Below are 12,504 nucleotides of genomic sequence, written 5' to 3' on the forward strand. Positions count from 1 at the left end.
GGAGCCTCCGTGCGAGTTAGCAGGATTGAGTACAACGGGTATCGCCGCCTCGCGAGGACGGCCACCGGCATCGACGGCCCGTTGACTGCGTTTGTCGGGTTCAACGAAGCGGGCAAGACGACCGTGCTGCGTGGGCTGCGGTGGTTCACCCAAGGCGGGCAGATTTCGCCCATCGACCACAACCGCAGCCGTCCGCCCGCGTCGGACCACTCCGCCGTCGTGAAGGTGTTCTACGAACTCGATGACGATGATAAAGACGCCTTCGCCGACATTGCGATGGACAACCAGCCCACGACGTTGACGCTGTACAGGAAGCGGGACGGCAACCGCATCCGCTCGCTGTCCCCGCATCCCACCCGCCCGGCGAAGCCGTTCGAACTGGTCCGTGAACGACTGCCGAAAGTCACCACCAAGCTGGCGGCTCAGTTCGCGGCAGCCGCCGACGAAGACGAGCAGGATCCGAACGACTGGGCCGCGACCGTGAGCGAGGCACTCTCGAGCTCAGACGGAGAATGGTCCTCTCAATGGTTCGGCGCGGTCCAGTCTCTCGCTGCCTGGTTGAAGGAAACCCCGGCTGGTCGCAAGCAGCCACGCGACGTGCGACTTGCGCAAATGCTCGACGACCTCTATGAATGCCTCACCGAGGAGCATCCGTCGGAGGCCGTTTGGAACGCGATCGCGGACCGCGTCCCTGACTTCGTGTTGTTCGAAGATGAGGATCGTGCCCTCGAAACGTCCTACAACCTCCAGCCGGAGAACCGGGCTATCTCACCGGCCGTCAAGCGGCTGCTGACCCTCGCGGGCATCGACCTCGACGAGATGTGGAGTCATATCCAGACCGGCGACTCCACCAAGCGGGAGACTACCCTTGAAAGAGGCAACGACCGGTTGCGGGAGCTTTTCGACCAATCATGGAATCAGAGCAAGGTCACCGTCCGGTTCAACATCAACGGCACTCTGATGGAAGTCCTGCTGAAGGAACTCCACGGCAACGGCGACGTCACGAACATCGCCGAGCGAAGCGATGGGCTCAAGACGTTCGTCGCCCTCGTCGCGTTCCTCGCATCCGGCGGTCACAAGGTGCCGCCTGTGCTGCTTATCGACGAGGCCGAGACTCACCTCCACTACGACGCTCAGGCCGACCTCGTAAGTGTACTGCTTAAGAGCGTTGACGCGGCCCAGGTGTTCTACTCCACCCATTCGCCGGGGTGCCTTCCCAGCGATCTCGGCACCGGAATTCGCGTCCTCGCCCGTGACCCCGAGTACGCGGATGCCAGCGTCATCAAAAACAATTTCTGGGAAGGTGAAGGTCCGGGATTCTCTCCGCTCCTATTCGCCATGGGAGCAGGAGCCGCAGCGTTCTCCATGTGTCGGAACGCCGTACTGGCCGAAGGAGCATCCGACATGGTGCTCCTGCCCACTCTCGTCCGTAAGGCCACCAGGCTTGACGACCTCGACTACCAGGTAGCGCCGGGCCTTGCTAACGCACACGGCTCAGGGATCCGCGTCGAGGAAGTCGCGGCCAAGGTTGTTTACCTCACCGACGGCGACAGGGGCGGCGACGATCACAAGGCCGCTCTCAAGGCCGCAGGCGTGGACGGCAGCCGCATCTTCAGCCTTCCCACGGCACACGCGGTCGAAGATCTCATCAACCGCGATGACTACGTGACGGTGGTCAATGGGTTCCTCGACCTGATGGGGCAGGTCAAGCGATTTACAGCAGCCGACGTCCCCGACGGGGTACCCATCGCCAAGGCGTTCGCTGACTGGGCGACGCGGAACAAGGTTCGCACCCCGAGCAAAGTCGAGATGGCCTATGCGCTCGTCCGCGCGGACGTCCGGCTCACGCAGTCCGGTAAGCGTGCCCTGGTCGCCTTGCACGACAAGTTCACAAACGCATTCAAGGCGGGTCCGAAGTAATCTGACGGCAATCAGTTCTGCTCAGGTTCTGAACTCGATGACAGCGCCGCAGTCACTTCTGAACCGACGCGACGGTCGAGACTGCGAGCTGTTCCGCATGTCGATCGGCTATCGGGATGGTGGAGCTTCGCGCGCGACCTGATGCGGGGATCGGATCGTGGTGCTGTCGCGATGGACAGCCTGGGCGTGGTCGAGCAGCCGTTCGGCCGCACCGGGCGTACGCGTTGTCTGCGCGTAGAGGCGGGCCTGGTGTCGATGAACGGGCGGGCCTGCAGCGGCGGCGCGGTGTAGCGCGTCGGCCAGTCCGGTCGACAGCTCCGCCGCCCTACCGACGACCTGCCGGAGGCGGTCGAGATCGGCGCCGCGGGCCTGCACGTGTCGTCCGGCGATCACCGCGGCCACCCGGTCGTCCGGCATGTTTTCCATGGGTGGCAGGTCCCGCGCGTTGGCGTACAGCTGTCCGGTGCGGGACCAGCGGTCGACTGCCGCGGTGAGCTGGTCGGCGAGGAGCGGCAGCTGGCTGGTGACCTGCTGCATGCTGCCGGCGACGGCCGCCAGATCGTCGCGGTCGCGGAGGGCCGCGATGTCGGTGTCGAAGGCGACCTGTGCGCGCAGATGGCCCACGAACGTCAGCGCCCACGGGACGACTCCGTGGGGATCGGTGGACCGAGCTCCTCGGCCATCGTCGAAGACCGTGCTGGCGCGGCCGACCAGCTGCCAGGCGAGTCCGGTGACCAGCAGCGGTCCCGCATCGTTGCCGGTGGCGCCTGCGGTGACGGTGGCCGCGCTTCGGCTGGTGATCTCGGCGGCGGCGACGGCGGCGCGGAAGTCACGCAGGGTCAACTCGTTGCGTCCCTGCGCTCGGTCGATTGCTGCCGCCAGCGCCCCGGAAGCATCCAAGGCGGTCAGCTGCGCGGCCGCCCGCGGATCGCTTGGCATGGGTACCAGGCGGTCGAGCATCACCGCACCGATCGCCGTCGGAGGATCGGTCTGCGCGTCCCGTTCGACGGCGACGGCCAGCTTGCCGACCATGGCCAACTCCGGGGCCGCCGCTTGTGGTAGCAGGCGGCGGCCGAGCTGCGCGCAGTGGTCGGCCACCTCGGCCACTTCCACGGTGACCGCCCACCGGTGTGAGCGGCCCATGATGCCGCGGTCGCGGCCGATGAGGTCGGCGGCTGTGCCGGCGAGGTCGGTGAGCGGTCCGCCGGTGTGCGGCCACAGCCGACCGGCGGTGGCGCAGGCTGCGGCGAGTTCGGTGGCGGTGCGCTGCCGCGTGCTGTTGCCGGGGGTGAGCCCGTCGTGGGCCAGGCCGGTGAGCGCCCGGCCGAGGTGGGACAAGGCGCCGGTGATGTCCTCGATCGTTGCCGAGGGCTCCGGCTCGGTGGCCCGCCCGGTGAGGCCGTCGAGGAGCTGCTGCAGGGTGGTGGCCACTGCTCAGCCCAGTCGTCGCAGGGCGTGCCGGGCGGCCCGGGCGGCGTCGAGCACCGGGGGGTTCGCGAAGGCCGCCTCGTCCAGCAGGCCGAGTGCTCCCATGGCGGCACGGACGCTGGCCCGCGGGTCGCCGTCGATAAGCGGTGTCGGTTCGGTGCGGGCGCCGGCGCGTTCGAGCAGTTCGGCGGCGTAGAGGCACTCCAGCGCGATGTCGGCGGGCACCTGTTCTCGGTCGGCGCCGACGGCGTCGAGGAGGGAGGCGGCATAGCTGAGCGGGTCGCTGGCCACGTCGACGGTCATGACGGTCTCCTGTCCTGAGGGTGGGCTGTGTCGAGGGTGAGTGGGTGCGGCCGACCGGGCGGCTTGCCGCGGAAGACCTGTGGACGGCCTGGGCCGGTGTGGACGGTCGGGGTCTTCTCGGCGGTCGCCGTGGGGTCACCGGTGGGGCTGAGTGCGGGCAGGGCGTCCGGGCAGTCGTCGAGCAGTCGCCAGTGCAGCTCCCGGGCCGGGTGACGGGCGGGCAGTGGCGCGGCGGCGGCCAGCGCGGGCAGCCGGGCGGCGACGTCGTAGCCGGCGGCCGCGGCCCGGGTCAGCGCGGCGGCCAGCGGGAGCCAGTCCGGGCCGTCCACCAGGCGCGGGTCGATCTGGACGGCGAACGCCCGCCAGGCCGACTCGGTCGGCATGTCGTCGGGGTCGTCCGGTTCGCTTTCCAGGTCTGCTGCGATCTGCAGGATGCGGGCGGCGATCTCCCGCCGGTGTTCGGCGGTGGGGGCGTCGCACCACGCGGCGAGCAGCTGTGGGGTGTGGTGGGTCATCCAGCAGCGGCTGATTCGCACGCCGTCGAGTAGCGACATCCAGTCCCCGCGGCCGTGCGCGGCCAGGCGGCTCATGGCCTGCCCGCCTCGTTGCCGGCCGGTCCTGGCTTGCTCCCGGCGGGCGGGGTGGTGCCGAGGTCGCGGGCGAACAGTGCCCGCCGTGCTTCGGTGGCCTTCGGGCTGTTGTAGTCGGCGGCCCGGGATCGGGCGGGCCAGTCGGTGTGCCGGCCGGGCGGGCAGCCCGTACCGAGTCGTTCGCTCATCCGGGCGTGGAAGGTCGGTAGTGCGTAGCGGTGCCACTCCTCCAGCCCGTGCGGGGTCAGGGCGGCGGCGGCGGTGATGCGCAGGCAGGCGAGCACGGCGAGCTCCTGGACGAGGTGGGGGTGGGTGGGCCAGCAGGACGGGATGGCATGGCTGGTCTGCCAGGCGTAGGTGTGGTTGAGCCAGGCGGCGACGTCGTCCAGCCACGGCCACAGCTGCTGCCGTACGGACGGCGAGCAGGTGGCCGGGTCCCAGGGGCGGTCGAGCAGCGGCAGGCCGGTGGGTTCGAGGCCGGCGTCCTCGGCCAGCCGGAGCTGTTCGAGGGCGCGGCGCACCTCGTGCGGCGGCTTGGGAAACGGGACGGCGAGCTGGGTGTCGGTCATCGCGGGTCCTGTCCGGTCGGGGCCAGGCCGGCGTTGGCGGCCGCCTCGTGGGCAAGGGCGGCGCGCTCGGCCAGCGGAAAGGCCTTCGTGCGGGCGGCGGCGACGCGGTCGCGGGCCGCGGACTGGGCCGCGAGCAGCGCCGCGCCGCGGCGGCCGGTGAGGCAGCGGGTGAGCCGGGCGATCAGCGGCGGAGCATTCTCGGCGACGACCAGGGCGCGACCGGGCGGCAGCTGGCGGATCTCCTCCGGTCGCAGCACCGGCACGGTCTCGCCGTGGGTGGATCGGCTCCACCCGGTTCCGCGGTAGGTGTAGGAGGTGCGCCGCACCCGGGTGGTGCCGAGCAGCTCGGAGAGTTCGCGGTAGAAGCCGCCGTCCTTGCCGCCGCCGAAGGCGACGATCACGTTGGTGAGCCCGAACAGGGCGCGGGCTTCGTCCTCGCCGTAGATGAGCACCAGCTGCCGCCAGGTCTGGGCGGCGTAGAGGAAGCTGACCCCGAGAGCCCGGTCGTTGGCCATCCGGGTGCGCAGGGTAGGCAACGGCGCGGTGGAGGGCAGCTCGTCCAGGCAGGCCAGCAGCGGCGGGCACAGCCGCCCGGTGGGCGCGGCGGCAGCCAGCTGCAGAGCGGTGTCGAGAACGTGCTCGGCCAGCGCGGTCATCAGCGGCGACGCCGAGGCGTAGGGATCCTCGCGTCCGAGCAGGTAGACGGTGCCGCCGGCGGCGAGCAGGCCGGCGACATCGGTGGCCGCCCGGCCGGGTCCGGGGACGCAACGGCGGCGGATGTCTGCCTGGAAGAACAAGGCCAGGGCCTGCTGCACCGTGGTGGCGGTGTTGCCGGCGGTTCGCGGATCACCCTGCAGGGCGCCGTGCAGCAGCCCGTCCCAGAACGGTGCGGCGTGCGGGTGGGCGCGCAGGATGTCGGCCGGCTGGCTGGCGGCCTGCGGCTGGGCGGCCCACTCCAGGACGTGCTCGATCGTGCGCCCGGTCAGCGCGGCGGCGTGCAGGTAGGCCTGCAGCACCTTGGCCGCCTCGAACGCGTAGAACCGCGCCGCGCCGTCGCTGGCACCGCCGGTGACCGCGCCCGTCACGGTGCCGGCGGTGAATGCCTTGGCGCGGCGCTCGGCGACCATCGGATCGACACAGCCGGCGACCGGATCCCACACCAGCTCCGACAGGCCGGGCACCGTGCCGAAGGGATCGAGCACGGCGACCGGACGCTCGCCGTCGGCACGGGCGTCGAGGGTGAGCAGCAGATCCTCGGCCTTGGTCAGGGTCACCAGCGCCGCGCCGGGCGCACCGAGCAGCGCGGGGGCGAGCAGGTCGAGGGTCTTGCCGGACCCCTGGGGCCCGTAGACGCCGGTGGTCCGGTCGAAGGGCACCCACAGTTCACCGGCGGCGGGAACGGCGCCGGAACCCAGCCGCCACCCGACCTCACGCTCGACCGGCGGACGGACTCGGCGTCGGCGGCCGCCCGGCAGGTCCGGGCGGACGACGGCAGCGACCTGGCGCAGCCGGGCGCGGCCGAGGACCTCGGCGACCTGGCCGCGGCTGGCCATGCCCGCTCCCCCGCCGAGGAATCGATGCACGGCCCACGCCGCTCCCCCACTGCCGGTCAGGAACAGCACCAGGACGGTGATGACGGCGGCGTACACGGCGCCCGTTCCAGGCAGCGCTGCGGCTTGTGCGTGGCCAAGACCGGCGGCCGGGTCGCCGGTGAGCAGCCCGCCGACGGAGGCGAGCAGGGCGGACGACCCGGTCGGCCACACCCAGCCGCCACCGGTCGCCAGCGCCGCGGCCGCTCGGGCGACGGGCAGCATCAGTGCGCCCGCGGTCAGCCAGACCACGACGGCGGCCGCGGGAACCTCCCAGCTGGCCGGGCCGACGTCGGGCCGCGGGCGGCCGGCACTCACCGCCGGCCTCTAGGACATGCAGCGTTCATGGCTTCCCCTCGGTCTCGCGGCATCGGTGGCGGGCTCATGCGGGACTGGGGGCATGCAGGTCGACGTCGCGGTCGGCCAGCCACGGGACGGGGTCAATCGGCGCTCCGTCGATGCGGACCTCGAAGTGCAGGTGGACGCCGGTGCTGTTGCCGGTGGAGCCCTGGTAGCCGAGCAGTGCCCCGGCGGGTACCCGCTGGCCGGGCGTGACGGTGTAGCCGGACAGGTGCGCGTACCGGGTGGTCACGCCGGCGCCGTGGTCGAGTTCGACGAGGTTGCCGTAACCGGCCAGGTTCAGGCTGCCGTCGCGGTCGCAGTAGGCGCTGCTGCACGCGGCGGTGATCACGGTGCCGCCTGCGGCCGCGTAGACGGCGGTGCCGCGGGGGCCGGCGATGTCGACGCCGGCGTGCAGGCTGCCCCAGCGGGGTCCATAGCCGGAGGTGAGGGCGCCGGTGCTGGGTCGGACCCACGATCCAGCTGGGACCGCCAGGCCGGGGCAAACACCGGCCGCCGCACCGCCGGGGTTGGCGGCCCTGGCTTGGGCGGCCGGCCACAGCATGGCGGTCAGCTCCCGGGCCAGCGGCTCCCAGCGGGCGTAGGCGCCCCCGTGGGCTGAGACCTGCACGGCCTGCGCTGCCCGGGTGAGCGGCATCGTCCGCCAGTTGGGCACCTCGAGCAGCCGGGCGTAGAAGGCCTCGGCGGCGTAGACGGGGTCCATCAGCTGGGCGACGGTGCCCCAGCCGGCGATCCAGCGCTGTTGAAAGGTGTTGACGCTGTCGTGATCGGAGCCCAGCCCGTCGTGCGCGTAGGTCAGGCTGGTGGCGGTCACCGCGGCCTGCTCCGCGGTCAGTTCCGGGCTGCTGCCGTCGTTGGCCAGCATCCGGATCCGCGACTCCTGGTAGGCGGTGGCCAGCGCCACGGTGGCCGCGTACGGCCCGAGTCCGCGTGCCGCGGCGACGTTCACGATGGTCTGCGCCTGCCCCATCTGGACGGCGTCCAGCGCGATGCCGGCGACGGTGGCGCCGGTACCACCGGTCGAGCAGGACGACGACGCCGTCTGCGTCGATGCCTCCGGAGCGGCGAGAACCGCGAGGGGGATCAGCAGCAGGGTCAGTGCGCCGACCAATGGGACGGCGACGGGAGCGGCAGCCTTCCACAGCCATCGTGTCGCGTACGCCTGCGCCAGTCCTTCTGCAGTCCCGCTCACGCCGGTCCTCCAGCGGTGAGGGCGTCGTTGGTGTAGGTCAGGCGCAGCTCGGGCTGGGTGAGGACTGTCTGCACCTTGAACGCGCGGTCGCCGACCAGCCACAGCGCCCGGCCCTTGCCGGCGAGAGCCCAGTCGGTGACCACCCGCTGCGCCACTGGCGTGAGGCCGAGCAGGGTGCCGAGTTCGTCCCCGACGGCCTGGTCCTGACCGTGCAAGACCCGGGTGTCGCACAGGTGCAGCAGGTCGCGGGCGATGGCGACCGCCTGGGAGGATGCGTCGCCGGCGGTGAGCATGTCCGAGGGCTTGTGGGCGAGCAGGATCTGCACGTCGGCGTCGCGGCGGGACAGCCGCAGGTTGGCGTCCAGGCTCTTCATCGCCTCCACGCCTAGGCGCATCTGCCGCCACGTCTCGTCGCGGACGACAATGCGCAGGTCGCCGGGGTCGGCGATCTCGCGCATCGCCTGACCCCAGGAGTTGAGGCAGGTCAGTGCGATGCCGACGGCCTGATCACCGAGCGGCTCCAGCCGAGACAGCGACAGCGACTGGATCGGCGCGCGCCAGTCGACGTCGATGCTGGTGTGGTCATCGAACAACCCGGCCAGGGAACCCTTGACCAGAGCGCCGAGGGCGTCACGCAGGATTCGGGTGGCGTCGAGGAAGTGCCGCCGGTCGGCGTACCGGCAGCCGGCGACCAACTCGTCGGGAGGCTCGTCGAGCGCCCGCCACAACTGCGGGATCGTGGGTTCGGTCAGCCGGGTTGCTGCGCTGCGGTAGCCGGTGAGCAGGCGCAGCGCCTCCCCGACGGCGGTCTCCTCCACCGGGCCGAACGGCACGTTCTGGGAGCCGACCAGGCCGCGCAGCAGCACGAGCCAGCGGGCGAAGATGATCGCCTCACGGCGGCGCGCCTCGGCGGCGTCCAGGTGCTCCCAGCGGTAGCCGAGGGGGCCGAAGGCCAATGGGTTGACCCGGGCGGGTAGGCCCGAGCCGATGACGAACGGCTCCACCCCCAGCTCGCGGCACAGCGGTTCGTACTCGTCCTTGGTGTCGCCCAGGATCAGGGTGCGGTAGCCGTAGCCGAGCATCCGCAGCGCGAACGCTTTGACGGTGGCGGACTTGCCGCGGCCGGGCTTGCCGAAGACGACGACGTTGGGATTGGTGACCGGGATGGCGTCGTCGGTGACCCAGCCGACCGGGTCGCAGTAGAACGTCCCTCCGGACAGCAGATCGATGCCCATCTGTGCGCCGGTGGGTGGCAAGCCGGGCGTGGGGATCAGCGGCCACGCCACCGGAGTCTGCTCCGACGTCATCCGCCACACCGACAGCGGCGCCGGTGTCGCGGCCCGGCCCCGGCCGCGGCCGCGGGGGCCGCGGCGGGGCACCAGGACGGGAAACGGCCCCCGCTCGCGGGGCGCCGCCGGTGCGGGGAGAGCGGTGGGCAGGCGGTGGCCGAAGTCATCGAGCAGGACGGCGACATCGCGCCCGCGGCGGGAATGGCGGCGAGTCATCGTCGTCCCCGCCGGTTCGGCAGGCCCACGCCGAGGGGAATGGCGGCGGCAGCGAAACCAGCATCCTGCGCCAGGTCCAGCCGCAGCGGCACGAATCCGGCGGCGCGAATGGAGGCGGACAACCTGCGGCCGTGCTCGGCCACCGGCCAGGACGCCGGCACGGTGACGCAGGCGGCGGCGGCAAGGCGAACCAGTGCCCGGCCGGTGGCCAATTTCTCGTCGGCGGCACCGATTCGCTCGGTCTGCCGGCGCTGGCGGGCCCGCTGCCGGAAGCCCATCCGGGCGCGCAGTTCATTGCCGGTGGTGGCGCTCATCTCCTCCCGGCCCACCATCCGGGTGGCCCGCTCCAGCGGCAGCGGGGCGAGGAACACCGTCAGGCAGCGGCGCTCTCCCGCCGTGGTCGGCACCAGAACCGGCGCCAGCGCGCCGAGCACCGCCCCCTGGTCGGGCAGCAGGATCGTGTCGGTGACCGACGCCCAGGCGTCGTGCACGTAGTGCCGTACCTCGGCTCGGGCCTGGGTGGGGCCTGCGGCGGCCATCGGCACCCCGGCGGCCAACCGCTGCCCGGACGCGGCGGCCAGGCCAGCAGCGACCAGCTGGCCGCGGTCGCCGGGAGCGAAGCCGGTACGCACAGCGGCGGCCAGTGCAGAGGAGTCCAGCCAGGACACCGCGGTGCAGCCGACCGGGCCGCGCAGTGCGGCCTCGACCTCGGCCATCACTCCGTGCAGCACTCGGGCGCGGCCGTCCACGCCGCCGCCGGCTTCTTTCGCGGCGCGAGCGATCCGGCTTTCGCCGGCGACAACGGTGACGAAGGCCTCGGTGCGCACTGCCGCCGGGGTCAGCATCGCGCCCAGCAGCGCGTTCACACGTGTGGCCAATGTCGGCGCCTCGCCGCGGGTGTGCGCGCGTTCCCAGGCAGCGCGCTCAGCGCCGTCGTCGGGCACGCTCCGCACGTGCACGGCGAGGAGGTCGACGAGTTCGGTGCGGGCGGTCAGCTCGCAAAGCTCGGCCAGCCCGGCGCCCATCCGGTCCCGCTCACCCGGCTCGGCCAGCCCGATGCCCGGATGAGTGATTCGGGCGACCGCGGCCCAGGTGCGTGCCGTGCAGTCCTGCACGATCACCGGGCGGTCGAACGACTGCCCGAAGGGCGGCCCGTCATGGGTACGGATGCCGGCCAGTACCCCGGGCAGATCCGCCTCGGCCACGTCGTCGGCGGTTCCCGCGGCAGCGCGTGAGCCGAATGCCGTCCATCCCATGAGGACTCCGATCGCGTGCAGAAGCAGGTCGGTGAACCAGCGGCCGGCCGCGCGGCCCCGGACGGGCACCAGCAGCACCGCGGCCAGCAGCGCCCACACCGGCAGCCAGCCGAAGAAGAGCCCCCAGGCCTGGGCGTTCAGCGCCAGCAGCGCCGGCATTCCGGAGAGCGCCACCAGGGCCAGTTGGGCGCCGGTCATCCCGAGGAACCAGCCCGAGACGTCGCGGGAGTAGTCGCCGTAGCGGTGGACGCTCACCGCGCACCTCCATCGGCAGGCCCGTCGTCTCGACGAGGTGGCCGGGGAGCCGGAGGGGCAGCATCACCCCGGTCGGCCGGGCTGTCGTTTCGTTCGATGCCCGTCGACCCGTAGGCGGCCCGACCTGCGGCACCCGGCGGCAGGTCGCCGTCCTCCGTTCGCGCTGAGCGACCCGTTCCCACCGAGCCGGGCACTGCTCCGCCGTGTCCGTTGAAACCGGTAGCAGCCGGGCCGGGTACCGGCGATCCGTAGTAGTGCGCGGAGTGCCCGATCCCGGCGCCGGAGAGCACGTCAGCTGCCGAGGCGGCAACCCCCGCGGCCAGCCGGCCCGCCTGGGCGGTGCCAACCGTGAGTCCGTGCAGCACGCCGGCGAACCGGCCTTGCGTAGCGGAGTCCGCGGTCGACTCACCCTGCGCTCGGTCCCCGGCCAGCTGGGCTGCGGCACCCGAGGCGGCCACCCCACCGGAGGCCGCGACGGCCGCGGCCCCCGCGGCCCGTCCACCACCCCGGCCACCGAGATTGCCCAGCGCGCCCATCACGCCGCCGGAGGCGGCCAGCGAGGAACGAAGCGACGCGCCGCTGGATGTTCCCGGGTCTACGAAGGCCAGCAGCCGGAACAACGCCAGCGGACAGATCGCGGCGAGCAGGATCAGCAGACAGCCGACCACCGCCATGCCGACCGCTTGCTCGGTGCTCGTCTCCTCGGCTCCGGTGACGATGCCCTCGGTGATGGTGACTCCGACCCCGAGGACGAGCACGGCCACCGGAGCGACCAGCAGCGCGGCCAGGAACCAGCGCAGGCTGCGCCAGAACCAAGAGCTCGACGTCTGCGCCAGCAGCCCGCCGGCCGAGATCGCCGACGTTGCCGCCAGCACGATCAACGCCGCCTCGCGGACCAGCATCAGCAGCAGGAAGCCGACGCTGGCCGGCACCAGCAGGAAGATCGAGCAGACGCCCAGGACGGTGGCGACCGCGCCGTCGACCAGGTCACGGCCCACGCTGATCGACAGGTCGAATGAAGCCATGTCATCGATGCCCAGCAGGCTGCGCAGCAGGGCGGTGGTGAGTCCGGAGACGCCGGTGACCAGCAGTGCGGCCACGCTGACGTAGCCAGCCCATACCAGCCCGAACTGCAGCAGACCGACCAACAGCCGCCCCAGGGTCTGCCCGTCCCGGCGCACCACCGCGACGCCCAGCTGCACCAGCGCCATCAGCGCGGCCACGGTGGCGCCGATGCCGAAGGTCACCGGATACACCGCTGCCAGCGGTCCGTCGGCGGACAGGTCCGGTGTGGCCAGGGCGTCGATCACCGAGAAGGCCAGGCCCAGTAGCCACAGGCCGGCGCCCCATAGCGAGAGCATGGCGTTGACCCACACGTCGGCGACCACGGCACCGGCGGCCTCGCCGAGCACGCAGAACGGATTGAGCGGCAGACACGACAGCACCCCGTCGTCACCGGCCGGCTCGGCCGGGAACGCCAGCACCGTCGAGTCGGCAGACGCCGAAGAGGCCATCGCCACCCAAGCCAGCGCACTCA

10 protein-coding genes are annotated in these 12,504 nt (G+C 72.0%); 1 reads left to right on the forward strand and 9 read right to left on the reverse strand.

Features of this window, described 5'->3' with window-relative positions:
* Positions 1-9 precede the first annotated feature (9 nt).
* Positions 10-1,920, forward strand: coding sequence for an AAA family ATPase (locus E9549_RS03815; RefSeq protein ID WP_236825260.1), 1,911 nt, complete (start codon positions 10-12; stop codon positions 1,918-1,920).
* Positions 1,921-2,028: 108 nt separating this feature from the next.
* Here the strand turns inward: E9549_RS03815 and E9549_RS03820 are convergent, their stop codons facing one another.
* The 9 genes from E9549_RS03820 to E9549_RS03860 form a co-directional block, all read right to left on the reverse strand.
* Complete coding sequence (locus tag E9549_RS03820) at positions 2,029-3,351, reverse strand: hypothetical protein (protein WP_236825261.1); 1,323 nt, start codon at positions 3,349-3,351, stop codon at positions 2,029-2,031.
* A 3-nt stretch (positions 3,352-3,354) separates the two neighbouring features.
* Entirely contained in the window at positions 3,355-3,651 is a 297-nt protein-coding gene (locus E9549_RS03825; RefSeq protein ID WP_163208253.1) for a hypothetical protein, read from the reverse strand.
* A complete protein-coding gene (locus E9549_RS03830) occupies positions 3,648-4,241 on the reverse strand; it encodes a hypothetical protein (RefSeq protein ID WP_236825262.1) in 594 nt (197 codons plus the stop codon). Before E9549_RS03830 ends, E9549_RS03825 begins: the two co-directional genes overlap by 4 nt.
* Positions 4,238-4,810, reverse strand: a complete 573-nt coding sequence (locus tag E9549_RS03835) for a hypothetical protein (RefSeq protein ID WP_236825263.1) — start codon at positions 4,808-4,810, stop codon at positions 4,238-4,240. The genes E9549_RS03830 and E9549_RS03835 overlap by 4 nt, the downstream gene beginning before the upstream one ends.
* Positions 4,807-6,717, reverse strand: coding sequence for a type IV secretory system conjugative DNA transfer family protein (locus E9549_RS23975; protein ID WP_163208247.1), 1,911 nt, complete (start codon positions 6,715-6,717; stop codon positions 4,807-4,809). The genes E9549_RS03835 and E9549_RS23975 overlap by 4 nt, the downstream gene beginning before the upstream one ends.
* Before the next feature lie 64 nt (positions 6,718-6,781).
* A complete protein-coding gene (locus tag E9549_RS03845) occupies positions 6,782-7,951 on the reverse strand; it encodes a M23 family metallopeptidase (protein WP_236825264.1) in 1,170 nt (389 codons plus the stop codon).
* Positions 7,948-9,456: an ATP-binding protein gene (locus E9549_RS03850; RefSeq protein WP_236825265.1), complete on the reverse strand. Its 1,509-nt coding sequence runs from the start codon at positions 9,454-9,456 to the stop codon at positions 7,948-7,950. The genes E9549_RS03845 and E9549_RS03850 overlap by 4 nt, the downstream gene beginning before the upstream one ends.
* Positions 9,453-10,967, reverse strand: coding sequence for an SCO6880 family protein (locus E9549_RS03855; RefSeq protein ID WP_374201388.1), 1,515 nt, complete (start codon positions 10,965-10,967; stop codon positions 9,453-9,455). Before E9549_RS03855 ends, E9549_RS03850 begins: the two co-directional genes overlap by 4 nt.
* Complete coding sequence (locus E9549_RS03860; protein WP_236825267.1) at positions 10,964-12,481, reverse strand: hypothetical protein; 1,518 nt, start codon at positions 12,479-12,481, stop codon at positions 10,964-10,966. Before E9549_RS03860 ends, E9549_RS03855 begins: the two co-directional genes overlap by 4 nt.
* Between the last annotated feature and the right edge of the window lie 23 nt (positions 12,482-12,504).

Origin of the sequence: Blastococcus sp. MG754426 (genome assembly GCF_021699055.1) — a bacterium.
Taxonomy (GTDB): domain Bacteria; phylum Actinomycetota; class Actinomycetes; order Mycobacteriales; family Geodermatophilaceae; genus Blastococcus.

Bases quoted from the DNA above. Each gene is read 5' to 3' on its own strand.
- E9549_RS03835 (WP_236825263.1), bottom strand. From the start codon at position 4,810: ATGACCGACACCCAGCTCGCCGTCCCGTTTCCCAAGCCGCCGCACGAG.
- E9549_RS03850 (WP_236825265.1), bottom strand. From the start codon at position 9,456: ATGACTCGCCGCCATTCCCGCCGCGGGCGCGATGTCGCCGTCCTGCTC.
- E9549_RS03860 (WP_236825267.1), bottom strand. From the start codon at position 12,481: ATGGCCTCTTCGGCGTCTGCCGACTCGACGGTGCTGGCGTTCCCGGCC.
- E9549_RS03830 (WP_236825262.1), bottom strand. From the start codon at position 4,241: ATGAGCCGCCTGGCCGCGCACGGCCGCGGGGACTGGATGTCGCTACTC.
- E9549_RS03825 (WP_163208253.1), bottom strand. From the start codon at position 3,651: ATGACCGTCGACGTGGCCAGCGACCCGCTCAGCTATGCCGCCTCCCTC.